At 77.2% G+C, this 25,437-nt stretch carries 29 protein-coding genes; 12 read left to right on the top strand and 17 right to left on the bottom strand.

Going from position 1 to position 25,437, the window contains the following annotated elements; translation table 11 throughout:
• Positions 1-49: 49 nt before the first annotated feature.
• Positions 50-295, bottom strand: coding sequence for a hypothetical protein (locus BM414_RS20205; RefSeq protein WP_093582328.1), 246 nt, complete (start codon positions 293-295; stop codon positions 50-52).
• Between the two features lie 19 nt (positions 296-314).
• Between BM414_RS20205 and BM414_RS20200 the strand changes: the two genes are divergently transcribed.
• From BM414_RS20200 to BM414_RS20180, 5 genes are all read left to right on the top strand, one after another.
• Positions 315-953 (top strand): hypothetical protein, encoded by a 639-nt coding sequence (locus BM414_RS20200; RefSeq protein WP_093582326.1) that lies wholly within the window; start codon positions 315-317, stop codon positions 951-953.
• A gap of 76 nt (positions 954-1,029) precedes the next feature.
• On the top strand, positions 1,030-1,338 hold the full coding sequence (locus BM414_RS20195) for a hypothetical protein (protein WP_093582324.1): 309 nt from the start codon (positions 1,030-1,032) through the stop codon (positions 1,336-1,338).
• 118 nt (positions 1,339-1,456) lie between these two features.
• Entirely contained in the window at positions 1,457-2,653 is a 1,197-nt protein-coding gene (locus tag BM414_RS20190) for a hypothetical protein (protein ID WP_093582322.1), read from the top strand.
• Positions 2,654-2,679: 26 nt separating this feature from the next.
• Entirely contained in the window at positions 2,680-3,909 is a 1,230-nt protein-coding gene (locus BM414_RS20185; RefSeq protein ID WP_217644836.1) for a sensor histidine kinase, read from the top strand.
• On the top strand, positions 3,906-4,580 hold the full coding sequence (locus BM414_RS20180; protein WP_093582447.1) for a response regulator: 675 nt from the start codon (positions 3,906-3,908) through the stop codon (positions 4,578-4,580). Before BM414_RS20185 ends, BM414_RS20180 begins: the two co-directional genes overlap by 4 nt.
• Here BM414_RS20180 and cydC read toward each other — a convergent pair.
• From cydC to BM414_RS20165, 3 genes are read right to left on the bottom strand one after another with little or no spacing between them, the layout of a single operon-like run.
• Positions 4,573-7,977: a thiol reductant ABC exporter subunit CydC gene (gene cydC, locus BM414_RS20175; protein WP_245784857.1), complete on the bottom strand. Its 3,405-nt coding sequence runs from the start codon at positions 7,975-7,977 to the stop codon at positions 4,573-4,575. The two genes, BM414_RS20180 and cydC, sit on opposite strands and share 8 nt — an antisense overlap.
• Positions 7,974-8,987, bottom strand: a complete 1,014-nt coding sequence (gene cydB, locus BM414_RS20170; RefSeq protein WP_093582319.1) for a cytochrome d ubiquinol oxidase subunit II — start codon at positions 8,985-8,987, stop codon at positions 7,974-7,976. Before cydB ends, cydC begins: the two co-directional genes overlap by 4 nt.
• Positions 8,988-9,001: 14 nt before the next feature.
• Positions 9,002-10,582: a cytochrome ubiquinol oxidase subunit I gene (locus tag BM414_RS20165; RefSeq protein ID WP_093582317.1), complete on the bottom strand. Its 1,581-nt coding sequence runs from the start codon at positions 10,580-10,582 to the stop codon at positions 9,002-9,004.
• A 208-nt stretch (positions 10,583-10,790) separates the two neighbouring features.
• Between BM414_RS20165 and BM414_RS20160 the strand changes: the two genes are divergently transcribed.
• Positions 10,791-11,156, top strand: coding sequence for a BlaI/MecI/CopY family transcriptional regulator (locus tag BM414_RS20160; RefSeq protein WP_093582315.1), 366 nt, complete (start codon positions 10,791-10,793; stop codon positions 11,154-11,156).
• A gap of 1 nt (position 11,157) precedes the next feature.
• On the top strand, positions 11,158-12,084 hold the full coding sequence (locus BM414_RS20155) for a M56 family metallopeptidase (protein WP_093582314.1): 927 nt from the start codon (positions 11,158-11,160) through the stop codon (positions 12,082-12,084).
• Between the two features lie 9 nt (positions 12,085-12,093).
• Here the strand turns inward: BM414_RS20155 and BM414_RS20150 are convergent, their stop codons facing one another.
• The 8 genes from BM414_RS20150 to BM414_RS20120 form a co-directional block, all read right to left on the bottom strand.
• Positions 12,094-12,444: a hypothetical protein gene (locus BM414_RS20150; protein WP_093582312.1), complete on the bottom strand. Its 351-nt coding sequence runs from the start codon at positions 12,442-12,444 to the stop codon at positions 12,094-12,096.
• Positions 12,441-14,711, bottom strand: a complete 2,271-nt coding sequence (locus BM414_RS20145) for a heavy metal translocating P-type ATPase (RefSeq protein ID WP_281246767.1) — start codon at positions 14,709-14,711, stop codon at positions 12,441-12,443. The genes BM414_RS20150 and BM414_RS20145 overlap by 4 nt, the downstream gene beginning before the upstream one ends.
• On the bottom strand, positions 14,708-14,932 hold the full coding sequence (locus BM414_RS30990; protein ID WP_245784856.1) for a hypothetical protein: 225 nt from the start codon (positions 14,930-14,932) through the stop codon (positions 14,708-14,710). The genes BM414_RS20145 and BM414_RS30990 overlap by 4 nt, the downstream gene beginning before the upstream one ends.
• A complete protein-coding gene (locus tag BM414_RS20140; RefSeq protein WP_245784855.1) occupies positions 14,929-15,624 on the bottom strand; it encodes a hypothetical protein in 696 nt (231 codons plus the stop codon). The genes BM414_RS30990 and BM414_RS20140 overlap by 4 nt, the downstream gene beginning before the upstream one ends.
• A 26-nt stretch (positions 15,625-15,650) precedes the next feature.
• Positions 15,651-15,860 carry a heavy-metal-associated domain-containing protein gene (locus BM414_RS20135; RefSeq protein WP_093582310.1) on the bottom strand — a complete coding sequence of 70 codons (210 nt, stop codon included), beginning with the start codon at positions 15,858-15,860 and terminating at the stop codon, positions 15,651-15,653.
• Positions 15,861-15,888: 28 nt separating this feature from the next.
• Positions 15,889-16,200: a metal-sensitive transcriptional regulator gene (locus BM414_RS20130; protein ID WP_281246766.1), complete on the bottom strand. Its 312-nt coding sequence runs from the start codon at positions 16,198-16,200 to the stop codon at positions 15,889-15,891.
• Positions 16,201-16,216: 16 nt separating this feature from the next.
• Positions 16,217-16,600, bottom strand: a complete 384-nt coding sequence (locus BM414_RS20125; RefSeq protein ID WP_217644835.1) for a helix-turn-helix domain-containing protein — start codon at positions 16,598-16,600, stop codon at positions 16,217-16,219.
• Positions 16,601-16,694: 94 nt separating this feature from the next.
• Entirely contained in the window at positions 16,695-17,195 is a 501-nt protein-coding gene (locus BM414_RS20120; protein ID WP_093582308.1) for an Hsp20/alpha crystallin family protein, read from the bottom strand.
• Between the two features lie 163 nt (positions 17,196-17,358).
• On the opposite strand from BM414_RS20120, the gene BM414_RS20115 reads away from it, so the two are divergent.
• From BM414_RS20115 to BM414_RS20100, 4 genes are read left to right on the top strand one after another with little or no spacing between them, the layout of a single operon-like run.
• Positions 17,359-17,823, top strand: a complete 465-nt coding sequence (locus tag BM414_RS20115; protein ID WP_093582306.1) for an STAS domain-containing protein — start codon at positions 17,359-17,361, stop codon at positions 17,821-17,823.
• Between the two features lie 49 nt (positions 17,824-17,872).
• Positions 17,873-19,141, top strand: coding sequence for a YibE/F family protein (locus BM414_RS20110; protein WP_093582304.1), 1,269 nt, complete (start codon positions 17,873-17,875; stop codon positions 19,139-19,141).
• On the top strand, positions 19,138-19,758 hold the full coding sequence (locus BM414_RS20105; RefSeq protein WP_093582302.1) for a class I SAM-dependent methyltransferase: 621 nt from the start codon (positions 19,138-19,140) through the stop codon (positions 19,756-19,758). Before BM414_RS20110 ends, BM414_RS20105 begins: the two co-directional genes overlap by 4 nt.
• On the top strand, positions 19,748-20,077 hold the full coding sequence (locus tag BM414_RS20100; protein WP_093582300.1) for a TraR/DksA family transcriptional regulator: 330 nt from the start codon (positions 19,748-19,750) through the stop codon (positions 20,075-20,077). The genes BM414_RS20105 and BM414_RS20100 overlap by 11 nt, the downstream gene beginning before the upstream one ends.
• Positions 20,078-20,156: 79 nt before the next feature.
• Here BM414_RS20100 and BM414_RS20095 read toward each other — a convergent pair whose 3' ends face one another.
• From BM414_RS20095 to BM414_RS20075, 5 genes are read right to left on the bottom strand one after another with little or no spacing between them, the layout of a single operon-like run.
• Positions 20,157-21,092: a glycosyltransferase family 2 protein gene (locus BM414_RS20095; RefSeq protein ID WP_093582298.1), complete on the bottom strand. Its 936-nt coding sequence runs from the start codon at positions 21,090-21,092 to the stop codon at positions 20,157-20,159.
• A complete protein-coding gene (locus BM414_RS20090; RefSeq protein WP_245784854.1) occupies positions 21,089-21,976 on the bottom strand; it encodes a glycosyltransferase in 888 nt (295 codons plus the stop codon). Before BM414_RS20090 ends, BM414_RS20095 begins: the two co-directional genes overlap by 4 nt.
• The gene (locus BM414_RS20085) at positions 21,973-23,013 is read right to left on the bottom strand and encodes a prenyltransferase (RefSeq protein WP_245784853.1); all 1,041 of its coding nucleotides are present in this window, start codon (positions 23,011-23,013) and stop codon (positions 21,973-21,975) included. The genes BM414_RS20090 and BM414_RS20085 overlap by 4 nt, the downstream gene beginning before the upstream one ends.
• Positions 23,014-23,044: 31 nt before the next feature.
• The gene (locus BM414_RS20080; protein ID WP_093582296.1) at positions 23,045-23,806 is read right to left on the bottom strand and encodes a class I SAM-dependent methyltransferase; all 762 of its coding nucleotides are present in this window, start codon (positions 23,804-23,806) and stop codon (positions 23,045-23,047) included.
• On the bottom strand, positions 23,800-25,053 hold the full coding sequence (locus BM414_RS20075; RefSeq protein WP_175551703.1) for a glycosyltransferase family 4 protein: 1,254 nt from the start codon (positions 25,051-25,053) through the stop codon (positions 23,800-23,802). Before BM414_RS20075 ends, BM414_RS20080 begins: the two co-directional genes overlap by 7 nt.
• Before the next feature lie 53 nt (positions 25,054-25,106).
• On the opposite strand from BM414_RS20075, the gene BM414_RS20070 reads away from it, so the two are divergent.
• Positions 25,107-25,400, top strand: coding sequence for a Dabb family protein (locus tag BM414_RS20070; protein ID WP_093582294.1), 294 nt, complete (start codon positions 25,107-25,109; stop codon positions 25,398-25,400).
• The last annotated feature ends 37 nt before the right edge of the window (positions 25,401-25,437 follow it).

Below are 25,437 nucleotides of genomic sequence, written 5' to 3'. Positions count from 1 at the left end.
CGCGGCCCGGTGTGGCGGTCGCCGAGCGTCCGCGGGAGGACGTGGCGCGTCAGCGGCGACGGCGGAACAGCCGGGCGCGGACGCCCACCGCCACCGGGCCGGGCGGCTCGTCCCCGGCCTCGGGTCCCGGGACGGCGGCCGCCGCCGCGTGCCGCTCGTGCAGCCGGGCTCGGACGTCCTCGGGCGTGTACGCGCGGCGCTGCCGCTCACCGCGGACCAGCACCGCACCCGTGGCCGCGACACCGGTCAGCCCGGCCAGGCCGAGCAGCTTCCAGACCCGCTTCCGTGCGCGCACGGTCGCCTACCGTAGCCGCGTGACCCCGCCGCGGCCCCTCTCCCTGGACGAGGCGGTCGAGCTGACCCGCACCGGCGACGTCTGGGTGTTCCGCGGCGCCTCCCTGGCCGACCGCGCGATCCGGGCGGTGACCAACGCGCCGGTCAACCACGTGGGCATGGCCGTCGTCCTCGAGGACCTGCCGCCGCTGCTCTGGCACGCCGAGCTGGGCCGCTCGCTGCCCGACGCCTGGACCGGCGAGCACCAGCGCGGCGTCCAGCTGCACGACCTGCGCGACGCCGTCGTCACCTGGCGGCAGCGTCACGGGCAGCGCGCGTGGCTGCGCCAGCTGGTCGGCCCGGCCGACGACGGCGGGGTGACCCCCGGGATGGAGGACGCCGTCCTGCGCACGGTCGCCCGGTTCGACGGCCGGCCATTCCCGACCACCCGCGGCCTGGTGGGCGGCTGGCTCACCGGCCGGCTCCGCCGCGGCACCGCGGCCGGGACGGTGTTCTGCGCGGAGCTGGTCGCGGCCACCTACACCGCGATGGGCCTGCTCCCGGCCGACCGGCCGCGCAACTGGTACGACCCGGGCAGCTTCTGGTCCGGCGACGACCTGCGGCTGCTGCAGGGCGCCACGCTCGGCCCGGAGGTCCCGGTCGACGTCTCCGCGGTCTGACCCAGCGGCCCGGAACCGTCGTACCCCGGCGGTAGGAAGGAGTCAGCAGCACGGGGGTCCGCCCAGGAGGCTCGTCATGGCCACACTCGCGATCGACCGCACCCCCGCCGTCGCGCATCCCCCGCTGCCCGGCTTGGCGAGGGACCTCCTCGCCGTCGCCTGGGAGCCGGGTGCCGCCCCGCCCCGGGAGGTCCGCGTCCGCCCGGAGCTGGCCGAGCGCCTGTGCGCGCAGCTCGGCTGGGACGCGGCCGCGCACTCCCTGCTCGGGGAGCCGGCCGGGCTGCCGCTGGTCGTCGACCCGCAGCTGCCGCGCAGCCCCGGCTTCGAGGTGCGCCGGGTGCCGCCGGGCGCGCGGACGCGCCCGCTCGCCGCGACGGCCGCCTGAACTCCCCCCGCGCGGCTGAGCGGGTTCCCCCGCGCGGGGGAGCTGCCCGGGCGCCCGCGCTCCCAGGCTGGACGGCGTCCGCCCGGGAGCCGCCCGGGCAGCACCACCGGAGGTCCCCGTGGCCGTCACTGCTTCCCCGCCCAGCACCCCGGTCGACCGGGCTCCGGTCCTGCGCCGGGCGCTCTGGGTCGCCGCGGTCTGGAGCGCCCTGCACCTCGCCGTCGCCACCTGGTGGCTGCTCGACCCGGCGGCCCGGCCAGGGCTGGAGGGAGGGGACGAGAACGGCGGCTCCGGGTTGCTGACCGTGCTGCCGCCGACGACGACCGCCTGGATGGTGCTGGCCCTCGCTGCAGGCGGCCTGGCCGCGACGGGCGCGGCCGCGCTGCGCCGGCCCTCGACCGGCACGGCCGTCGCCGCGTTCGCGGTGGCCGGCGGCCTGGGCGTCCTCACGGCCGACCTGCGGGCGCTGGTGCTGCTCGGCTACCTGTGCGCGATCGTCGCGCCCGCCGCCTTCCTGGTCGTGTTCACCGTCGGCGCGCTGCGCAGCCGCCGGGCGCGGCCGTGGCTGGCCGCCGTCGGGCTCGCCGTCGGAGCTGGACTGGCGAGCGGGGTGCTCGAGCCCTCGACCATCGGCCGCCTCGCCGAGCAGCTGCACGGGTCGCTGGCCGCCGAGCTGCCGCCCCGCGGGCACCTGGCGCTGCTGCTCGCCGGCGCCGTCCTGTTCGCCGTCCTCGGGGTCCTCGTCCGCCGCGCCGCCGTCGGCGCGTGCGACGCCTGCGGCCGTCCCGGCCCCGCCTGGACGCGTCCGGAGGCGGCCGCCCGCTGGGGACGGGTGGCCACGCTCGTCGCCGCCGCCGGCCCGCTGCCCTACGGGCTGCTGCGCATGACCTGGCTGACGCCGTGGCCGGTGGGGCTGCCGGACGCGTCCGACCCCGCGCTGCGGCTGTTCGGGTTGTCCCTGGGCGTCGCGGCGCTCGGCGGCGCCGTCCTCACGATCGGGCTCATCCGGCCCTGGGGCGAGGTCTGGCCGTCCTGGATACCGGTCCTGCGCGGCCGGCCTGTGCCGGTGCGGGTGCCCGTGCTCGCCGGCGGGCTGGTGGCCGTCGTCCTGCTCGCGGCCAGCCCCGGGATGATCGCGATCGGGATCGCCGGGCTCCGCTCGGGTGACCTGTTCGAGGCGTCGTTCCTGCTCGTGTTCCCGACCCTGCCGTGGGGGCTCGCGCTCGCTGCCGCGGTGACCGGCTACGCGCTGCGCCGCCGGGGCGCGTGCACCACGTGCGGCCAGGGGCAGCCGCCGCTCGCCGTCCGCTCGTGATCGGCATGGCCTGCCAGGATGGCGCCGTGGTGCCGGCCGCCCCGTCACCCGCGCTGCGGCGGGAGCTGCACCGCTGGGTGTACCTGCTCCTGGGCGGGGCGTTCGCGCTCGCGGGCGGCGTCGTCCTGGCCTGGCCGGTCGAGGTCCTGATCACCTCCGGCCTGCCGCTGGTCATCGCCGCGCCGCTCGCCCTCCTCGTCGTCGCGGCACCGCTGGCCGCCGTGGGCGCCCTCGCCGAGAGCCGGTCGATCGAGGGCGCGGCGGTCGGGGCGCTGCTCACCGGCCGCGCGGAGGAGCGGGTCGGCCCGTCCACGACGGCGGGGCAGCGGGCGCGCACCGGGCTGCTGCTGGTGCTGCACGTGCTGGCCGGGGGAGTGGCCGGCGCCCTGCTCGTCGTCGGGCTGCCCACCGCCGTGCTGCTGGCCGCGACGCCGGACGCGGGCGGCCTGTTCGGCGACGCCCGCGTCCCCGGGGGGTGGGGCGTGCGGCTGGCGCTGGCCGTCGTCCTCGCCGTCGCCGTGGTCGCGGGCGGCGACCTGCTCGGCCGCGGGCTGGCCGCCCTCGCGCCCCGGCTGCTGGCCGGGTCCACGGCCGAGCGGCTGGCCGCGGCCGAGGCGTCGGTGTCGCTGCTCGCCGGGCGCGACCGGCTGGCCCGCGAGCTGCACGACAGCGTCGGCCACTCGCTGAGCCTGGTCACCGTCCAGGCCGGGGCGGCCCGCCGGCTGCTCACCCGCGACCCCGCGGCGGCGGAGACGGCGCTGCGCGCCACCGAGGACGCCGCCCGCCGCGCGCTCGTCGACCTCGACCACGTGCTGGGGCTGCTGCGCGAGGAGTCCGGCGGCCCGGCCGGCACCGGCCCGGCGCCCGACCTGCGGGACCTCGACGCCCTGGTCGGCACCGCCCGCGCCGCCGGCGCCCGCGTCGAGGTGTCCGTGACCGGGCAGGTGGGCGCGCTGCCGGCGGTCGTGTCGCGGGAGGCCTACCGCATCGTGCAGGAGGGCCTGACCAACGCGCTGCGGCACGCGCCCGGGGCGGCCTGCCGGCTGGAGGTGGAGGCGGCCGGCGACCTGCGGATCCGGCTGGCCAACGAGGTCCCCGGCACGGTGCCCGGGACCGCGGGCGGCGGCCGCGGCCTGCGGGGCCTGCGGGAGCGGGCGCGGGACCTGCGCGGGGTCGTGGACGCCGGGCCCGGCGACGACGGCCGGTGGGTGCTGGCGGTGCGGCTGCCGGTGCACGCCCGCGGGTCGCTGCGGTGACCGGCCAGGGGACCGGCCACGGCACCGGCACGGTCCGCGTCGCGCTGGTCGACGACGAGCCGCTGATCCGCAGCGGCCTGGCCGCCGTCATCGGGGCCGAGCCGGACCTGGAGGTGGTCGGCCAGGCCGGCGACGGGTCGGAGGTGCTCGACCTCGTGGGGCGGACCGCGCCGCACGTCGTCCTCATGGACGTCCGCATGCCGGGGGTCGACGGCATCGCGGCCACCCGGGCGCTGGTCCGCGCCGGCTCGGCGGCCCGCGTGCTGGTCCTCACCACGTTCGCCAACGACGACCACGTCGTCGACGCCCTCGCGGCCGGCGCCGACGGCTTCCTCCTCAAGCGCTCGACGCCGGAGGAGGTGCTGCACGGCATCCGGACCGTCGCCCGCGGGGAGTCGCTGCTGTTCCCCGACGCGGTCCGCGAGCTGGCCCGGCGGCACGTCCGGTCGGCCGGCCCGGCAGGAGTGCCGGAGCTGGCGCGGCTGACCGCGCGGGAGGGCGAGGTGCTGCGGCTGATGGCCGACGGCCGCAGCAACGCCGAGATCGCCGCCGCGCTGGTGCTCGGGGTCGAGACGGTGCGCAGCCACGTCGCAGCGGTACTGGCCAAGACCGGCACGCGGGACCGCACGCAGGCCGTGGTGCTGGCCTACCGGTCCGGCTTCGTCAGGTAGCGGCGCCGACCGGGGCTCCCGCGCCGAGCCCGACGACGGTGTCGCCGGGCTGCTCCACGGCGTCGTCGTGGGTCACGCAGACGACCACCCGGCCGGCCAGCGCGGCGCGCAGGTCGCGCACCAGCGCGGCGGCGGTCGGCGGGTCGAGGTGCGCGGTCGGCTCGTCGAGCAGGACGACGTCGCGGTCGGCCAGCAGCGCGCGGGCCGCGGCCAGCCGCCGTCGCTCTCCGCCGGACAGCGCGGTGCCGCCGGCGCCGACGGGGGTGTCCAGGCCCTCGGGCAGCCCGGCCAGCAGCGGGCCGAGGCCGGCCGCGGTGAGCGCGGCGGTCATCCGCGCCTCGCCGTCGGCGCCGGTGAGCCCGCCGCGCGGCGCGGCCAGCGCCAGGTTCGCGCGGATGGTCGAGGCGAACACGTGCGCGTCCTGCGGCAGCCAGGCGGTGCGCGCCCGGACCGCCTCGCCGGTCAGCCGCGCGGTGTCCACGTCCCCCGTGCCGCCGCCGAGGACGTAGCTGCCCGACCGCGGCCGCAGGGCGGCCAGCAGCACGGCGAGGAACGTCGACTTGCCGGCGCCGGAGGGGCCGCGCACCACCAGCCAGCCGCCGTCGGCGGTCGCCCGCGTGGTCAGGCCGTGCAGCACGTCCGGGCCGCCGGGCCAGCCGGCGGTCACGTCGGTGACGGCGAGGTCGCGCACGGCCGCGGGAGCGGGCAGTGGATCGGCCGGGTCGGCGGGCACCGGGGCGGTGAGGACGGCGGCGAGGCGGGCGCGGGCGTCGGCCAGGGAGCCGCGCCGCTGCAGCGCGGACACCAGGCCACCGAGCGGCTCGGCGAGCGCGAGCGGCGCGAGGCCGAGCACCGCGACCTCCGGGCCGCCGAGGCCGGTGGCCACGCCGACCGCGGTGGCGGCGACGGCGGCCAGGCCGGTGCCGAGCACGACCAGGCCGGTGCCGAGCGCGCCCGCCCGGGCGCCGGTGGCGGCGACGGCGGAGCGGCGGTCGGCGACGCCGGCGAGGTCGGCGGCGGTGGCCGCGGCCAGGCCGTGGGCGCGCAGGTCGGCGGCGCCGTCGAGGGCCGTGGTGACGTCGCGCAGCGCGGCCACCCGCAGGCTGCCCTCGGTGCGGGCGGCGCCGGCGTCGACCCGGCGGTGCACCAGCAGCACCAGCGCGGCGGTGACCGCGAGGACCAGCGCGGCGGTGCCCGCGGCGGCCGGGGAGAGCAGGGCCAGCGCGGCCAGGGTGAGCGCCGGGACGGTGGCGGCGACCACCGCGGGCGGCACCACGCGCACCGAGAGGTCCTGCACCAGGCCGACGTCGCCCACCACGCGGGCCAGCGCGCTGCCCGGCGTCCGGTCGGCGGCCACGCCCTGCGCGGCCAGCACCCGCCAGACGCGGACCCGCAGGTCGGCGGCCATGCGCAGCGCGGCGTCGTGCGCGGTGAGCCGCTCGACCCAGCGCAGCGCGGCGCGGCCCAGGCCGAAGGCGCGCACGCCGACGATGGCGACCATCAGCGTGAGGATCGGCGGCATCTCCGCGGCCCGGACGATCAGCCAGCCGCTCACCGCGGTGAGGGCGACGCCCGCGCCGGCCGAGGCGGTGCCCGCCGCGAGCGCGCGCGCCAGCGCCCGCCGCGGCCAGCCGAGCCCCGCCGCCGGTACGGGGGAGCCGGCGGCGGCCGGCCCGGCGAGATCGGCGATCTCGGCGCCCCGGGCCGCGGGAGGCGGCGAGATCGCCGGTGTCGTCCGGGAAGCGGCGGTGACGGCGACCCCGGGCAGCGTCACCGTGCGGTCGGCGAGGGCGGCCAGGGCCGGGTCGTGGGTGACCAGCAGGACCGTGACCGTGCCGCGCAGGGAGGCCAGCACGGCGGCGACACGGGCGGCCGAGGCGCCGTCGAGGTGGGCGGTCGGCTCGTCGAGCAGCAGCAGCCGGGCACCGCGGCGGACGCGCACCAGCGCCCGGGCCACCGCGACCCGCTGCAGCTCGCCGGGGGACAGGGTGGTGCAGTCGCGCCCGGCCAGGGGTTCGGCCCCGACCCGCTGCAGCGCCTCGACGACGAACGCCTCGGCCACCACGGCGTCCACCCCGGGCTCGGCAGCGGCGTGCCGGCGCAGCTCGTCGGCCACCGTGGGCGCCGTCGTCCGCGGGTGCTGCGGGACCAGCGCGACTCCGCCGGCCGGCACGCCGGTGACGGTGCCGGCGACGTCGGCGGACGGGTCGAGCGCGCCGGTGAGCGCGGCCAGCAGGGTCGACTTGCCCGAGCCGCTGGCGCCGCGCAGCACGACGAGCTCGCCGGGGCGCAGCACCAGGTCGGTCGGCGGGAGCGCCGGCAGCGTCCGGCCGGGGTGGCGCACGGTGAGGCCGCGGACGGCGACGTCGGCACCGCGCGGGTCGTCGTCGTCCCCGGTGGCCACGGGCGAGCGGCCGTCGGGGGCGGTGAGCACGGCGCGGGCCTCGCCGGCGGCCAGGGTGGCGGCCTCGCCGGCGTGGTGGGCGGTGCCCAGGGCGCGCAGCGGGGCGAAGGCCTCGGGTGCGAGCAGCAGCGCGGTGAGGCCGACGGCGAGGTCGAGGTCGCCGTGCACCAGCCGCAGGCCGACGGTGACCGCGACCAGCGCCACCGACAGCGTGGCGATCAGCTCGAGCACCAGTGCGGAGAGGAAGGCCAGCCGCAGGGTCGCGAGCGTGCGGCGGCGGGTGGCCTCGCCCAGCTCGGCGAGCGCGGTGACCTGCTCGGCGGCGCGGCCGAGGCCGACCAGCACGGGCAGGCCGCGGACCAGCTCGGCGACGTGCGCGGCCAGCCGTTCCAGCGCGCGGGCGGCGCCGGTGGTGCCGTCGCGGCTGGCCAGGCCGACCAGCGCCATGAACAGCGGGACCAGGGGGAGGGTGACCGCGACCAGGCCGGCCGACAGCAGGTCGGTGGCGGCCAGCACGACCAGCAGCACCGGCGGGACGACGAGCGTCTGGGCCAGCGCCGGCAGGTAGGTGGCCAGCGCCGGGGCGAGGTCGGCCAGCCGGGTGGTGGCCAGCACCGCGGCCGGCGCCGGGCCACCCGCGGCGGCGACGGCGGCGGGCGAGGCGGCGAGCCGGCCGAGCAGCGCGCGGCGCAGCCCGTCCTCGGCGCGGCGGGCGTCGCGGGCCGCGGCCCGCTCGCCGAGGGTGCCGGCCAGCGCGCGCAGCACGGCGCCGGCGGCGGCGACCGCGAGCGGGGGCAGCACCCCGCCGTCGGCGTACCCGGCGGCCCGGGCAACGGCGGAGGCGAGACCGGCGGCGAGCAGCACCAGCCCCGCCGTCGAGCCGAGGGCGGCGGCCGCCGCGCGGACCAGCGCACCGGGCACGCCCGGCACGCCGGCCAGCGGGGCGAGCGGACCCCGGGCCGGAGCGGCAGAAATGGCCATCTCTGCCGTCACGCGGCCACTGGGGCGTCGTCGTGGGTCGGCTCGGCGGTGAGCCGGCGGCGGAACACCCAGTAGGTCCAGGCCTGGTAGGCGAGCACCACCGGCAGGCCGACGGCGGCCACCCAGGTCATGACGGTGAGCGTGTAGTCGCTGACCGAGGCCTGCGCGATCGTGACGTCGAAGGCCGGGTCGATCGTCGAGGGGACGACCACCGGGAAGGCCGAGCCGAACAGCGTGGCCGCCGAGGCCAGGAGCACCGTGGCCCAGCCGGCGAAGGCCTGCCCCTCGCGGTCCAGGCGCACCCGGGTCCAGGTGACGACGACGGCCAGCGCGGCGACCAGCCACAGCACCGCGGTGACCACCGTGCCCGACCGCAGCTGCACCAGGCCGGCCCACGCCAGCAGCGGCAGCGCGGCCACCGGCGACCAGCGCAGCGCGAACGCCCGCGCCCGCAGCCGCAGCGGGCCGTCGGTCTTGAGCGCCAGGAACAGCGCGCCGTGCACCAGCGAGAAGCCGACCACCGCGGCCGCGCCGAGCAGCGAGGACCAGCCCAGGCCGGCGAACGCGCCGCCGACCCGGGTGCCGTCGGCGTCGATGGGCAGGCCGAGGGTGGTGGCCCCCAGCGCCGCGCCGACGCCGGCCGCGGCCACCAGCGAGCCGCCGGTGATGACGCGGGTCCAGGTGGCGTCCCAGCGCGGGTCGTGCGAGCTGTGCCGCCACTCGAAGGCCACCGCCCGCACGATCAGGCCGAGCAGCACCAGCACGAAGGGCAGGTACAGCGCCGGCAGCCAGGTGGCGTACCAGCCGGGGAAGGCGGCGAACACCGCGCCGGCGGCGGTGATCAGCCAGACCTCGTTGCCGTCCCACACCGGGCCGATGGTGCGCAGCATCAGGTGCCGGTCGGCGGTCCGCCGGCCGAGCACCGGCAGCAGCGCGGCGACGCCGAAGTCGAAGCCCTCGAGCAGCAGGAAGCCGGTCCACAGCACCGCGACGGCGGCGAACCACAGGGTCTGCAGGTCCATGTCAGGCACTCCGGTCAGTACGCGAAGGAGAGGACGTCGTCGTCGGCGCGGTCGTCGCCGGGGCGCGGGTCCGCGTCGTCGGATCCGTCGTCCCGGCGCCCGCTGCCCACCGCCGGCGGGGTCGGCGTGGTGTCACCGGTGGTGACGCCGCCGCGCACCAGCCGGACGAGGAGGAACAGCTCCACCACCGCGAGCGCGCCGTAGAGCAGGCCGAGGCTGATCAGCGAGGTCCACACCTCGGCGGCGGTGACGCCGGGGGAGACGGCCTGGGCGGTGAAGAAGTACACCTGCTCGCCGACCGGGACGTCGGGGTTGGGGTGGACGACGAAGGGCTGGCGGCCCATCTCGGTGAAGATCCAGCCGGTCGCGTTGGCCGCGAACGGTGCGCCGACGGCGAGCAGCGACCCGTAGACGCCGATCCGCGAGGTCGGCACCCGGCCGCGGCGGGTCGACCAGAGCGCGTAGGCCGCGACACCGGCCGAGACCGCGCCCATGCCGATCATGAGCCGGAAGCTCCAGTAGGTCACCGCCAGCACCGGCGTGTAGTCGATGGGCCGGCCGGCGCGGTCGCCGAAGGACGGGTCGTCGGGGTAGGTGGCGCCGTAGACCTCGGAGTACTCCTCCTGCAGCTCGTTGACGCCGGGGACGGCGGTGGAGAAGTCGCCGTGCGCGAGGAAGGAGAGCAGCCCGGGGACGGTGTAGCTGTGCACGTCGTCGCACTCGTTGGAGCCGAGCTTGCCCCAGGCGAAGACCGAGAAGGGGGCCGGCGCCTCGGTCTCGCAGAGCGCCTCGGCCGAGCTCATCTTGAGCGGCTGCTGCTGATACATGAGCTTGCCCTGCCAGTCGCCGGTGACGGCGATGAGCACGAACGCGGCCAGCGAGACGAAGCCGCCGAGCCGGACCGAGCGGCGCCACACCAGGTCATCGGTGCGCTGGCGCGCGACGTCGGTCGCCGACCTGTCGGCCAGCTTCCGCCGGCGCAGCTGGTACAGGCCGATGCCGACGAGCAGGGCGCCGGCGACCATGAGCGCGGCGACGATCGCGTGGCTGAAGGCGGCCAGGGCCGTGTTGTTGGTCAGCACGGCGAGGAAGTCGACCTGCCGCGGGCGGCCGTCGTCGCCGACGGTGACGCCGACCGGGTGCTGCATCCAGGAGTTGGCCGCGATGATGAAGTACGCGCTGACGATCGAGCCGATGACGGCGGCCCACAGCGAGGCCAGGTGCAGCTTCTTCGGGATGCGGCCCCAGCCGAAGATCCACAGGCCGAGGAAGGTCGACTCGAGGAAGAAGGCGAGCAGCGCCTCCATCGCGAGCAGCGAGCCGAACACGTCGCCGACGAAGCGGGAGTACTCGCTCCAGGCCAGGCCGAACTGGAACTCCTGCACCAGGCCGGTGGCCACGCCGAGGACGAAGTTGACCAGGTAGACCCGGCCCCAGAAGCGGGTCATCCGCAGCCACTCGGGCCTGCCGGTGCGCACCCACTGGGTGTGCATCACGGCGACCAGGATCCCCAGGCCGATGGTCAGCGGGACCATCAGGAAGTGGTAGACGGTCGTGATCCCGAACTGCCACCGGGCGATGTCGAGCACGTCCACGCGCGCTGCTCCTCTTGTGTGTGCCGGAGAGGCCGACACACTCTTTCTACGCCTCGTAGAAAGGTCTTTCTACGACCCGTAGACGATCGGCGTGTGAGGTCGCGGACAGGCAGGGACCGAGGTCCTGACGTGGGAGGACTCCCGGCCCGACGCGCCGGCGGAGAGCGTTCTACGCTGTGTAGAGGACCGTCGATCGGGAGGAGCAGCCGTGGCGTCGCTGGGTGACCTGGAGCGCACCGTCATGGACGTCCTGTGGGCGGCCGACGGGCCGGTGGCCGCGACCGAGCTGCGCGACGCCCTGGCCGACCGCGACCTCGCGCTGACCACCGTGCACACCGTGCTGTCGCGCCTGGAGGGCAAGGGCTTCGTCGAGCACGACGACGCCCGGCCGCGCCGGTTCCGCCCCCGCGCCAGCCGCGCCGAGCACGCCGCCGAGCTCATGCACGAGGTCCTCGGCCAGGCCGGCGACCGGCAGGCGGTGCTGGCCCGGTTCGTCGGCGGCGTCGACCCGGAGGAGGCCCGCCTCCTGCGGCAGCTGCTGGCCCAGAGCGGACCGGACGCCCGCACCCGCTGACGTGCTGCCCGCGACCGCCGCGGCGCTCGCGGTCCTCGCGGCGCTGCTCGCCTGGCCGGTGCCAACGCTGCTCGGTCGCGCCCGCTGGCCGCGGCGCGACCCGCTGGTCGCGCTGGTCTGCTGGCAGGCGATCGGGCTGGCCGGTGGCCTGTCGATCATCGGGGCACTGCTGGTGCACGGCCTGGCGCCGTGGGGCCACTCGCTGCCGGAGGCCGGCTGGGCGGTGCTCACCGGCGACCCGGCCCGCGACCCGGTCCGCGGCGACCACTGGGTCACCCTGACGCTGGCCGCCGTCCTCGCCGTCGAGCTGCTCGGCGTCCTCGCGCTGTCGTGGGCGCGCACCGCCCGCACCCGCCGCCGGCACCGGGAGCTGCTGGAGCTGGTCGTCCAGCCCTCGGCCGCGATCCCGGACGCCCGGCTGCTCGAGCACCCGGCGCCGGTGGCGTTCTGCATCCCCGGCGCACGCCCGCTGCTGGTGCTGTCCTCGGGCATGGTCGCCGAGCTCGACGACGGTCAGCTGTCCGCCGTCGTGGCGCACGAGCGGGCGCACCTGGCCGAGCACCACCACCTCTACCTGCTGCCGTTCCTGGCGTGGGAGGCGGCGCTGCCGGTGCTGCCCGCGGCCGCCCGGGCGCACGCCGCGGTGCGCGAGCTGGTGGAGATGCGCGCCGACGACCGCGCGGTCGCCTCGCTCGCCGTCCCCGACCCGCGGCGCACGCTCGCGCAGGCCATCGTGGTCGCGGCCGGGGGAGCGGGCGGCGGGGTGCCCGACGGCGCGCTGGCGGTGGGCGGCAGCGCGGTCGGCGCCCGGGTCGTCCGGCTGCTCGACCCGCCCGCGCCGCTGCCCGGCGCCGCCCGTGCCGGCGCGCTCGTCGGCGCGGGCCTGCTGCTGCTCGCCCCGACCGTCCTGCTCCTCCTCCCGGTTTGAGCCGGGGGACTACCGGCCTGCTGAGCCGAGGAGGACTGCCGCGAGCGCCGTGCCGGCGGCGCCGCCGCCGGTGAGCCGCGCCGCGCGGCCGTACCGGGCCGACCGCAGCAGCGGCACCATGCTCGCCGCGTGGACGAGGTCGACGGCGGCCGCGGCGCGCAGGACGGCCGGCCGGGGCGCGGCCAGCACGGCCGCGTGCTGCACCAGCAGCCGCGCGCCGAGCAGCCGGGCCACCCACAGCCGGCTCGGCGGGTACTCCGGTGACACCGCGGCGGCCACCTGCCGCGGGCGGGCCAGCAGCGCGAGTCCGGCGCCGACGCCCACCACGGCCATCGACCGCGCGAGGAGGGCACGCGTCATCGGGCACTCCCGATGGTCACCAGCGGCCGGCCGGAGGGCACCGCTGTCGTCGTGTCGCGATTCTCCCCGAGCGGGGCGAACCGGCGCAGCCGCAGGCTGTTGGTGACGACGAAGACCGAGCTGAACGCCATCGCGGCGCCTGCCACCATCGGGTTGAGCAGCCCGGCCATCGCCAGCGGCAGCGCCGCGACGTTGTAGGCGAACGCCCAGAACAGGTTGCCCTTGATCACCGCGAGCGTGCGGCGGGCCAGGCGGACGGCGTCGGCGGCGGCGCGCAGGTCGCCGCGCACGAGGGTGAGGTCGCTGGCCTGGATGGCGACGTCGGTGCCGGTGCCCATGGCCAGCCCCAGGTCGGCCTGGGCGAGGGCGGCCGCGTCGTTGACGCCGTCACCGACCATCGCGACCGTGCGGCCGTCGGCCTGCAGCCGCCGGACGGCGTCGACCTTGTCCTGCGGCAGCACCTCGGCCACGACGTCCTCGATCCCGACCTCGGCCGCCACCGCGCGGGCGGCGGCCGTCGAGTCGCCGGTGAGCAGCACCGGCCGCAGCCCCAGGTCGCGCAGCTGCCGCACCGCGGCCGCCGACGTCGGCCGGACCGTGTCGGCGACGATGAGCACGCCGCGCACCGCGCCGTCCCAGCCGACGGCGACCGCGGTCCGCCCGGCGGCGTCGGCGTCGGCCACCGCCGCGGCGAGCTCCGCGGGCAGCGCGCCCACCAGCGACGGACGGCCGACGACGACCGGCACGCCCTCGACGGTGCCCCGCACGCCCAGCCCGGCCTCGCTGCGGAACCCGCTGACGGCGGGGAGCTCCCCGCAGCGCTCGCGGGCGGCGACGGCCACGGCCGCGGCGATCGGGTGCTCGGAGGCGTCCTCGAGCGCGCCGGCGCGGCGCAGCACCTCGCCGGCGTCCTCGCCGTCGGCCGCGGTGACCCCGGCCAGGCTCATCCGGCCGGTGGTGACGGTGCCGGTCTTGTCGAGGACGACGGTGTCGACCCGCCGGGTGGACTCCAGGACCTCCGGGCCGCGCACCAGGATGCCGAGCTGCGCGCCGCGGCCGGTGCCGACCATGAACGCGGTCGGCGTGGCCAGCCCGAGCGCGCAGGGGCAGGCGATGATCAGCACCGCGACGGCGGCGGGGAACGCCCCGGCCACACCGGCGCCGGTGCCGATCCAGAAGCCGAGCGTGGCCAGCGCCAGCGCGAGCACGACCGGCACGAAGAAGCCGGACACCCGGTCGGCCAGCCGCTGCACCTGCGCCTTGCCGTTCTGCGCCTCCTCGACCAGCCGGGCCATCTGCGCCAGCTGGGTGTCCGCGCCGACCCGGGTGGCCCGCACGACCAGCCGGCCGCCGGCGTTGACCGTCGCGCCGACGACGGTGTCGCCGGGGCCGACCTCCACGGGCACCGACTCGCCGGTGAGCATCGAGGCGTCGACCGCGGAGGCGCCCTCGACGACCTCGCCGTCGGTGGCCACCCGCTCGCCGGGCCGGACGACGAACACGTCGCCGGCGTGCAACTGCTCGACCGGCACGCGGACCTCCGCGCCGCCGCGCAGGACCGACACCTCGCGGGCGCCCAGCTCCAGCAGCGCCCGCAGCGCCGACCCGGCCCGCCGCTTGGCGCGCGCCTCGGCGTAGCGGCCGGCCAGCAGGAACGTCGTCACGCCGGCGGCGGCCTCGAGGTAGACGTCGCCGCTGCCGTCGCTGCGGGAGACGGCCAGCGAGAACGGGTGCGTCATGCCCGGCTCCCCGGCGGTGCCGAGGAACAGCGCGTACAGCGACCACAGGAACGCCGCGGTGGTGCCGAGCGAGACGAGAGTGTCCATGGTGGCCGCGCCGTGGCGGAGGTTGGTCCAGGCGGCGCGGTGGAACGGCCAGCCACCCCAGACGACGACCGGCGCGGCCAGCGTCAGCGACAGCCACTGCCAGTAGGTGAACTGCAGCGCGGGGACCATGCCGAGCACGACGACCGGCAGGCTGAGCGCCGCCGAGACGAGCAGACGGTGCCGCAGCCCGGCGTCCTGGTCGGGCTCGGGGACGTCGTCCTCCGCGGGCGGCGCGGGCAGCGCGGCGGTGTAGCCGGCCTTCTCCACCGTGGCGACGAGGTCCTCGGGCGCGACGCCGTCGCCGAAGCTCACGCGGGCCTTCTCGGTCGCGTAGTTGACCGTGGCGGTGACGCCGTCGAGCCGGTTGAGCTTCTTCTCGATCCGGGCCGCGCACGACGCGCAGGTCATGCCGCCGATCGACAGTTCGACCTGCGTGGTCACGAGGCGCTCCGGGCGGTCAGGGAGAAGGCGGCGGTGCGGACGACGTCGCCGTGGCGGAAGTCGAGGAACAGCCGGTGGTCGCCGGCCGCGGGCACCCGGACGGCGAAGCGGACCTCCGCGCCGGAGTCGCCGGTGGGGTGGACGTGCAGGTAGCCGAGGTCGCCGGCGCGCAGCGCGACCAGGTGGCCGCGGGCACCGAGGTACGGCTGCAGGTCGGTCACCGGCACGCCGTCGCGGTCACGGTGAGCACGACCTCGGACTCCCGGCCGGCCACCAGGTCGCCGTCGAGGGTGACGGTGTAGCCGTCGACCTCCGCGGTCGCTGACGGCGCGGGCAGTGGGACCGGCTCCCACGCGCCGCCGACGGCGAGGTCGGCGCCGAGCACGAGGCCGTGCCCGAGGTCGGTGGGAGTGGCGTCGGCCAGCACCCGCCAGGAGCCGGGCTCCAGCGCGACCGTCGTCGTCCAGGTGCCGTCGGGTGCGAGGACGGGGTGCACGTGCCGGTAGCCGGTCAGGTCGCGCCGGACGACGACGAGGTGCAGGTCCTGCTCGTGCACCGTGTCGTACGCGGTGACCGGCGCGCCGTCGGGCCCGAGCACCCGGAAGGACAGCGGGACGGCGGCGCCGGTGGGCAGCGCGTCGTCGGCGAGGTCGAGCGTGTGGCCCTCGGCGGAGACGGCGAGCCCGGCGGGGAGGTCGGGGACCGCTGCCGCCTGGTCCCCGTCGGACGCGTGCTCCTCGCCGCCCCGTTCCTCGCCGCCCCATTCCTCGCCCGCGTGCTCCTCGCCCCCGTCCTCCTCGGTGGCAGCGGGTGGTGTGCCGACCGGGCCGGCGAGCGCACCGGCGCCCCAGCCGGCGCCGAGGACGGTGGCGGCGCCCACGAGCGTGGCGGCGACCCGGGTGACGGTGCGCACGACGACTCCCTCGACGACCGGCCCCGTCAGCGGCCGGCGACCTCGTAGCCGGCCTCCTCGACGGCGGCGCGCACGGCGTCGTCGTCGAGGGGGGCGTCGCTGGTGACGGTCAGACCGCCGCCGGCGAGGTCGACCTGCACACCGGTGACGCCGGGCAGGCCGCTGACCTCCTCGGTGACCGCGGAGACGCAGTGCTGACAGGTCATGCCGCTGACGGTGTAGGTGGCGGTGCTCATGGCGGGTCCTCCGGAACGGGGGTGGGGGTCAGGAACGGACGAGGCGGGCGATCGCGGCGGAGGCCTCGCGGACCTTCGCGTCGGCCTCCGGTCCACCGGTGGCGACCGCCTCGGCGACGCAGTGCGCCAGGTGCTCCTCGAGCAGGCTCAGGGCGACCGACTGCAGGGCGGAGGTCATCGCCGAGACCTGGGTGAGGATGTCGATGCAGTACTTCTCGTCCTCGACCATGCGCTGCAGCCCGCGGGCCTGTCCCTCGATGCGGCGCAGCCGCTTGAGGTGGTCGTCCTTGCGGTGGATGTAGCCGTGGACGTGGCCGGGGGCGTTCTCCGGATCGCTCACGCCGCCGACTGTACCCCTACCCCCCAGGGGTGTCACGCACGGGCTCGTCGTCCTGCCCGCCCCGGAGCCGGTCGACGGTGTCGCGCAGCCGCGCCGTGTCGGCGCGGGCGTCGGCGAGCTCGTCCTGCAGCCCGAGGATGACCTCGGCGGAGGCGAGCGTGTGCCCCTCGTCGAGCAGGCCGCGCAGCCGCGCGGCGAGCACCAGCTGGTGGCGCGAGTAGCGGCGGTGGCCGCCGGGGGAGCGGTGCGGCTGGAGGACGCCGGAGCCGTCGAGGCTGCGCAGGAAGGCGGCCTGGACGCCGAGCAGCGCGGCGGCCTGGCTCATGGTCAGCGCGGGGAAGTCCGGGTCGTCCAGTCGCCGCACGGCGTCGGCCGGCTCGGGAGCGCCGTCGGTCGTCACGGGACCTCCTCCTCGCCGGCACGTGATGCGGACACGGCGCGGGGCCGGGCCGCACCGGCCCGGCCCCGCGCGCGGTCGCCGATCAGCTGGCTGATCAGCTCTCGACGGCCTTGGTCCCGCCCTGGGCGGACCCCGACTCGCCCTCGATGGTCCGGCTCTCCACCGCGGCCGGCACGTCGGCACGGGTCACGGTGATCTTGCGGGCGCGGGCCTTCTCCGCCACGGGGATGCTCACGGTGAGCACGCCGTCGTGGTAGCTCGCCTCGAGCCGGTCGGTGTCGAGGCTGCGGCCGAGCACCAGCTGCCGGGTGTAGGCGCCGTAGGGGCGCTCGGCGACGGCCCACTCCGCGTTCTCGAGCTGCGGGACCGAGCGCTCGGCGCTGACGGTGAGGGTCGTGCCCTCGACCGACAGGTCGATCGAGCCCGGGTCCACGCCCGGCAGGTCGAAGTGGGCCACGAACTTGTCGCCGACGCGGTAGGCGTCCATCGGCATGCCGGACAGCTGGCGGGCGGTGCCGGTGCGGCCGGTGAGCTGGTCCAGCGCGCGGAAGGCGGCGTTCGTGGCGGCGAACGGGTCGTACGCGGTCAGCATCATGACTGGTGAACCTCCTGGGAGATCCGGTGTGCAGTTCGCTGCCTGAGGAAGAACCTCCAGTGGCAACTGGAGATTACCTCGGCTGCACGCCGGTGTAAACATCTCGCGCACGGAGTTGTTCCGACCTTGCATGGACGGCGGGCAACGGGGGCAGACTCCGGACATGGACGAGCACCGAGGAAGCGGAGGACCGGCCGACCCCGCACCCGACGAGCGCCACGACGGCGAGCCCGAGGTGGTCGCCACGCTCGACGGCGACCGCAGCTCCATCACCGTCACCGGGGAGCTGACCGAGGCCGCGCGCCGGCCGCTGGTGCGCGCCGTCACCGACCAGATGCTGTCGGTGCCCACGCTGTCGCGGGTGGAGCTGTACCTGGGCGGGGTGTCCTACATGAACTCCGCCGGCATGGCCGTGCTGGTGCAGTTGCAGCGGATGACCTCTCCGCGCGCGGTGACCGTCGCCCTCGTCGACCCGCCGACCGCCGTCGCCCGGCCGCTGCAGCTCACCGGGCTGTGGCGCCGCTTCGAGGTGGTGGAGCAGGGCGCCGGACCCGCCGACGCCGGCGGCGCCCCCACCTCCGGCGCCCAGTCGCGGCGGCCCGACGGGCCCGACGGACGGAGCGCCTGACCGCGGTGTCGGGCGGTGGCCGGGCAGCCGCTGCTCCTAGCCTGGCCGGGTGCCGCCCCACTCCCACAGCCACGGGCCCGATCCCGACGCGCCGCCGCCGAGCCCGGAGACGCTGACCCGGCGACGCCGCGCGGTCTGGCTGATGCTCCTGCTCCTGGTGCCGGTGGGCCTGGCCACGGTCGTCGGACTCCTCGTCCTGTGGCCGGGCGGCGAGCCCACCCGCGCCGAGCAGGTCGCGGCGACGTTCCTGCCGCCGGGCACCACCTACGCCGACGCCCGGGTGGTGTCGCTGCAGACCCTGCCGTGCGGGGACGCCGGCACCGCCGCGGCGACCTGCGCGACCGCCGTCGTCGAGGTGCTCGAGGGCGAGGGCGCGGGGGACTACCAGCAGGTGGACCTGCCGGCCGAGGTCGTGGCCAACGGCGTGGCCGACGGCGACACGATCGTGCTGACCCGCGACCCCGGCGCCCAGGGCGGACCGAACTACCAGTTCTCCGACTTCGAGCGCACCACGCCGATGGTCGTGCTCACCGTGGCCTTCGCCGTCGTCGTCGGGGCGGTGGCCCGGCTGCGCGGGCTCGCCGCCCTGGTGGGCCTGGCCTTCGCGTTCTTCGTCCTGCTGCAGTTCGTGCTGCCCGCGCTGCTCGCCGGGTCCTCGCCGACGCTGGTCAGCCTGGTCGGCTCGGCGGCGATCATGTTCGTCGTCCTCTACCTGGCGCACGGCCTGTCGGCCCGGACGACGACGGCGCTCGTGGGCACCCTGTTCGGCCTCACGCTGGTGACCGCGCTCGGCTCGGTGGCCGTCGGGGTGGCGAAGCTGACCGGGCTGACCACCGAGGAGACCGTCCAGCTCGGCACCTTCGACCCGACGCTGGACTTCTCCGGCCTGGTGATCGCCGGGGTCGTCGTCGCCGGGCTCGGCGTGCTGAACGACGTCACGATCACCCAGGCCTCGGCGATCTGGCAGCTGCACGAGGTGGACCCGGCGATGGGTCGGAGGGAGCTCTACCGCCGCGGGATGGCCGTGGGCCGCGACCACATCGCCTCGACCGTGTACACGATCGTCTTCGCCTACGCCGGGGCCGCGCTGCCGCTGCTGCTCCTCTTCGAGGTCTACACCCGGCCGGCCGGCGTCACCCTGACCAGCACGGTGGTGGCCGAGGAGGTCATCCGCACCATGGTCGGCGCGATCGCCCTGGTGCTGGCGGTCCCGGTGACGACGGCAGTCGGCGCGTTCTTCGCCACCGCGGCCGGGACGGCGGCCGGTGCCGCCCCCGAGCGGAGCCTGTCGTCCCTGCGTGCGAGATTCGCCCGGTGAGCTCCGACCTGCTGGCCGCCGCCCGGTCCGCGCCCGGCTTCATGCCCGACGACGAGGGCCGCGCCCTGTACGAGGCCGCCCGCGCGGTCGCCGTGCCCGGCCCGCTGCTGGAGATCGGCTCCTGGATGGGCAAGTCGGCGCTCTACCTCGCCGCCGCGGCGCGGGAGACCGGCCGGCGGGTGGTCACCGTCGACCACCACCGCGGCTCCGAGGAGCACCAGCCGGGCTGGGAGTACCACGACCCGTCGCTGGTCGACCCCGCCGTCGGGCTCCTGGACACCCTGCCGCGGTTCCGCCGCACCATCGCCGACGCCGGGGCCGAGGACGTCGTCGTCGCCGTCGTCACGCGGTCGGAGGTGCTCGCTCCGCTGTGGTCGACGCCGCTGGCGCTGCTGTTCCTCGACGGCAGCCACACCGAGGAGTCCGCGCGCCGCGACCAGGACGCCTGGGTGGCCAAGCTCGCCGTCGACGGCACGCTGGCCATCCACGACGTCTTCCCCGACCCCGCCGACGGCGGCCAGGCGCCGTTCGGCGTCTACCGGCGGGTGCTGGACTCCGGGGACTTCACCGAGCTGCCCGGCACCGGCTCGCTGCGCCTGCTGCGCCGTGTCCGCTGACCCGCTCGGGGCGGAGCGGGCGGCCGCCCTGGCGCAGATCGAGGCGCTGACCCGCGAGTTCGACGCCATCGTCGCCGCGTCGCGGGCGTCGAACGCCGACGACGAGCACGACCCGGAGGGCGCGACGATCGCCTTCGAGCGCCAGCAGGTGGCGGCGCTGCTGGCCGCCGCGCGCCGTCGCCTGGCCGACGTCGACGCCGCGGTCACCGCCGTGGAGGCCGGCACCTACGGCCGCTGCGAGTCCTGCGGCGGGCCGATCGCCCCCGAGCGCCTCGCCGCCCGCCCCAGCGCCCGCACCTGCATCACCTGCGCCCGCTGAGCGCTGCGGCGAGGCAAAGGAAGCAATACGCACGTATCGGAGTCGCAGACGTGCGTAGAGCTTCCTATGCCTCGTCAGCTCAGCTGACGTAGCGGCGGGCGGTGGAGCGGCGCTGGACGGCGTCGAGCGCGGCGAACCGGGCCTCGGCGTGCGGGGGCAGCACCCGCCGCTCGCGCACCACCCACGGGACCCCGCGGACCGCGGCCAGGAGCCCCTGCGCGGTGACCCGGTCCCGCGGCAGCGTGGCCAGCAGGTGCAGCGTCCGGCGCAGCGCGGGACGGAGCGGCCGCCGCAGCCACGTCGTCCAGAGGGTGTTGCGGATGCCGTCGCGCCGGCGGCGGTGCGAATCGCGGGCCCGGGACGCCTGGTGGTGCACGGTCAGCGACGGCAGGTAGCAGAGCTCCCAGCCGGCCGCGGCGAGGTCGCCGGCCATGAGCTCCTCCTCGCCGCCCAGCCACAGCCGCTCGCTGAACCCGCCGACCTCCAGGAACGCCTCCCGCCGGACCACGCTGGCGCCGGCGAGGAACGAGCCCAGCGCCGGGCCGGGCAGCCAGTCGGCGCCGGGGACGGGGGAGTCGCGCAGCTCCGGCACGATCGGGTCCTCGCGGGCGCCGGGCTCGACGAGGATCCGCGCGGTCACCACGGCCAGCAGCGGGTGCGCGTCCATGACGTCGGCCGCGGTGCGCAGCGACCCCGGCTCCCACCACGTGTCGTCGTCGCAGAAGGCCACGTACGGCGTCGCGAGCCGGTCGATGCCGACGTTGCGGCCGATCGCCCCCAGGTTCTCCGGGCTCGCGATGAGCTCCACGGCGGGAAAGCGCTCGCGGACCGCGTCGGCGGTGCCGTCGGTGGAGCCGTTGTCGACCAGCACCACGTGCGGCTGCTCGGGCAGCTCCAGCAGCCGGGACAGCGCCACCAGCACCTCGTCGCGGCGCTGGTGGGTGATGACGACGACGGCGACCCGCGCCTCGGCGCCGGTGCCGGCCGCCTGCGGGTCCGCCTCGGTGGCCGTCACCCGGCGTCCCCGGCGAGCAGCCGCAGGTCGGCCAGCACGTGCGCGGGCAGCCGGCGCCGGCGGCGCAGCGCGGCGGGCAGGTCCGGCAGCGACCGGCCCAGCCCGCGGCGGGCCGGCGCGCCGGCCCGCAGCGCAGCGAGCACCGTGCGGACGACGTCGCGCACCGGCAGCCGCATCACCGCGGTCAGCACCCTCGACCGCCCGATCGCCGCGCGCCGGGCAGCGGCGTCGTGCCGGCGGGTCGAGGGGTGGTGGTGCACGGTCACCGAGTCGACGTAGGCGATGTCCCAGCTCGCGGCGGCGAGGTCGAGGGACAGCCGCTCCTCCTCGCCGGGGAACCGCACCACCGGGTCGAACCCGCCGACGGCGAGGAACGCCCCGGTGCGCACCATCGCCGCGCACCCGATGAAGCCGAGCAGCCGCGGGCCGGGCAGGTGTGGCGGGGTGCCCAGCGGGCTGGCCGCCAGCTGGGGGCACAGCGGGTCGAGCCGCTCCTCGGGACCGACGAGGACGCGGGCGTTGAGCACGGCCAGCCGGGGGTGGGCACGCATGATCGAGACCGCGCGGGCGAGGTCGCCGGGCGCCCACCACGAGTCGTCGTCGGCGAAGGCCACGAACTCGGTGCCGGCGTGCCCGGCGCCGATGGTGCGGGCCCGCGCGCCGACGTTCTCGGCGAGCGGCAGCACCGTCACGTCCGGCAGCGCGGCCCGGACGGCCTCGACGGTGCCGTCGGTGGAGCCGTTGTCCACCAGCACCACCGGCGCCTCGTGGCGGGGCAGCGTGGCCAGCAGGTCCTCGCGCCGGTCGCGGCTCATCACCACGACGGTGACGCCGCCGACAGCGGATCGCCGGGCGGTGCCGGTCGCGGGGGAGGTGCTGGTCACCGCTGCACCCTGCCCGTGATCGGCGGCAGCGAACCGGTGTCGGCGGTCCCGGGGGCGGGCAGCGCCGCGGGGTCGGCGAACAGCCCGGAGGCCGGCGTCGCGCCGGAGAGGGCGTCGGCGGCGAGCACCACCGCGGCCGCCGTCCACGTGGTCCGCTCGACCGGCCAGTGGGCGTCGTCGGGGTAGACGAACCCGGTCCAGTACGAGCCGTCGTCGTGGCGCAGGTGCTGCATGGCCGCCACCTGCTCCAGCGCGGCGTCGGGCTCCCCGGCGACGACGAGTGCCAGCGCCAGTTCGCAGGTCTCCGCGCCGGTCACCCACGGGTGGTCGGCCACGCACCGCGCGCCGAGCCCGGGGACGACGAAGCGGTCCCGGTCCGCGGCCAGCCGGATCCGCGCCGGCTCGCCGGTCACCGCGCCGGCCAGCACGGGGTAGTACCAGTCCATCGAGTAGCGGGAGCGGTCGGCGAAGGCGCCGGGGTCGCTGCGCAGCGCCGTCCCGAGGCCGGTGACGGCCAGCTCCCAGTCCGGCTGCGCCTCCCCGGCCAGCCCGGCCAGCCCGATGCCGCAGCGCAGCGCCTGGAACAGGCTGGCGTTGCCGGTGAGCAGCGCGGTGCCGTCGGGCGTGCCGTCGGGCCGCAGCGCCCAGCTGACCGCGCCGGAGGCCAGCTGCATGCCCACGACGAGGTCCAGGCCGCGGCGCACGGCCGGCCACAGCTCGGTCACCAGCCGCTCGTCGCCGCTGGCGAGCCAGGTGTGCCAGGCGCCGACGGCGAGGTAGCCGGCGTGGTTGCTCTCGACGGCGGGCTGCGTCTCGGCCCCGTCGCGGTACTCGGCGGCCCAGGAGCCGTCGGCGCGCTGCCGGGCGGCCAGCCAGCGGTAGGCCGCCGCCGCCCGCGCGTGCTCGCCGCCGACGTCGAGGGCCATGGCCGCCTCGATCGAGTCCCACGGGTCCAGCTGCCCGCCGCGGAACCACGGCAGCGACCCGTCGCGGCCCTGCTCGGCGGCGATCGCGGCCACCGTCCGCCGCACGGCCACCCCGTCGAGGACGCCGGGCAGCTCGGGCAGCTCAGCGCGCGGCAGCGGTCTTCTCCCGCTCCGGGGCGGCCGCCACCTGCGCGACGGCGGGCTTGTCCGCGTAGACGACCAGGCTCTTGCCGAACAGCGGGTCGAGCACCCTCTCGGCCGCCCGCGTGACCAGCGGCCGCTCCACGAGGTCCCAGACCAGCAGCCGGTGGTAGGCACGCACGGCGGCGGCGTCGCGGTCCACGCCGACGGCGCACTTGAGCCACCAGAACGGTGCGTGCAGCGCGTGCGCGTGGTGCTGCCGCCCCGGCACGAGGCCGGCCACCGACAGCCGGGCGCGCAGGACGTCCCCGCGGTAGATGCGGACGTGGCCGCCCTCGTTGGCGTGGTAGGCGTCCGACAGCGCCCAGCAGATCCGCTCGGGGCCGTAGCGGGGCACGGTGACCGCGACCCGCCCGCCCGGCTTGAGCACCCGTGCGATCTCGGTCATCGCGGCGACGTCGTCGGGGATGTGCTCGAGCACCTCGGAGGCCATGACCCGGTCGACGCTGGCGTCGGGGAACGGCAGGTGCCGCAGGTCGCCGCGCACCACCTCGTACCGGGCGCCCTCCGGTGCCTCCCCGGCCTCGGCGATCGCGCCCAGCCACTGCTTCGTCGTCTCCACCTCCGACACGCCCCAGTCGACGGCGACGACGTGCGCGCCCCGGCGGTAGGCCTCGAAGGCGTGCCGGCCCTCACCGCAGCCGAGGTCCAGCACGGTCGTGCCGGGGCGCAGGTCGAGCAGGTCGTAGTCGACGGTCAGCAAAGAGCGCCCTTCCGTTGCAGCACCTCGGCGTACCAGGCGGCCGTGCGCTCGGCGGTCGAGCGCCACGTGTAGGAGGCCAGCACCCGGCGGCGCCCGGCCCGGCCCAGCTGCTCCTGCAGCGAGGGCTTCTCGAGCACCAGCCGCAGCGCCGCGGTCAGCTCGTCGACGTCACCGGCGCGCACACGCAGGCCGGCCTGGGTGCCGACGACCTCCGGCAGCGCACCGGCGTCGGTGGTCACCAGCGGCGTCCCGCACGCCATGGCCTCGACCGCGGGCAGCGAGAAGCCCTCGTACAGCGAGGGGATGGCCGCCACGGTCGCCGTCTGCAGCAGCCGCACCAGGTCGGCCTCGGGCAGCGGGCCGGTGAAGCGGACGGCGTCGCGCAGGCCGAGCCGGTCCAGCGCGGACTCCGCCGGCCCGCCGGGCCGGGCGGTGCCGACGACGGTCAGCCGCACCGGCCGCTCGGTGCGCAGCTTGGCCACCGCCTCGAGCAGGTGCACCAGGCCCTTGAGCGGGACGTCGGCGCTGGTGGTGACCACGATCGAGTCGGTCTCGCGGGCCCGGCCGGCCGGCGGCGGGGTGAAAACGGCGGGGTCGATGCCGACCGGGATGACCTCGACGCCGGAGGCGGGGACCCGCAGGTGGGTCCCGATGTCGCGCCGCGAGTTCTCCGAGACGGTGGTGACGGCGTCCAGGCGGGGGGCGACCCGGGCCTGCATGGCGGTGAAGCCGTACCAGCGGTGCAGGGTCAGCCGCCGGCGCAGCGTGGGCGCCGCGGCGATCTCGAGCCGCCGGTCGATGGCGACCGGGTGGTGCACGGTGGCCACGGTCGGGACGCCCGCACGGAGCAGCCGCAGCAGCCCGTAGCCGAGGGACTGGTTGTCGTGGACGACGTCGAACTCGTGCGCGCGGGGGAGCAGCAGCCGGGCGGCGCGCAGCGTGAAGGTCAGCGGCTCGGGGAAGCCGGCGGTGCACATCGCGGCCCACTCGGCGACATCGATCCAGTCGCGGAACTCCGAGGGGCGCGGCGTCCGGAAGGGGTCGGGCTCGCGGTAGAGGTCGAGGCTGGGCACCCGGGTGAGCGGGACGCCGTCGTCGAGCTCGGGATAGGGCTGGCCGCTGAACACCTCGACGGAGTGGCCGAGGTCGGTCAGCTCGCGCGAGAGCGCCCGGACGTAGACGCCCTGCCCGCCGCCGTGCGGCTTGCTCCGGTACGACAGCAGTGCGATCCGCAGCCGTCGTCCCATGCGCCGGACCCTACCGACCCTGCCCGGTCCGCCCGCCTGACAGGGTGAGGGGCGTGATCCGACACGTCGTGCACTTCACCTGGTCCGACGCCGCCGACGCCGCCCGGCGGGCGCAGACCGTGGCCGCGCTGCGCCGGCTGCCCGAGCAGGTGCCCGGCTCGCTGGCGTTCACCGTCGCGCCCGACGCGGGCCTGGTGGAGGGCAACGCGCACACCGTCCTGGTCGCCGACTTCCCCGACGTGGAGACCTTCCGCCGCTACGCCACCGACCCCGTGCACCTCGAGGTCATCGCCGAGCACGTCCGCCCCTTCCTGGCCGCCCGCAGCGCCGTCCAGTACGAGGTCTGAGGCAGGACCCACCGACGGTCCCGGCACCCGCCGTCCA

The sequence above is a fragment of the Geodermatophilus amargosae genome (genome assembly GCF_900116515.1).
In the GTDB taxonomy this organism is placed as follows: Bacteria; Actinomycetota; Actinomycetes; order Mycobacteriales; family Geodermatophilaceae; genus Geodermatophilus; species Geodermatophilus amargosae.
The sequence above is the reverse complement of the archived record's forward strand: the minus strand, read 5'-3'. Positions and strand labels throughout refer to the sequence as shown.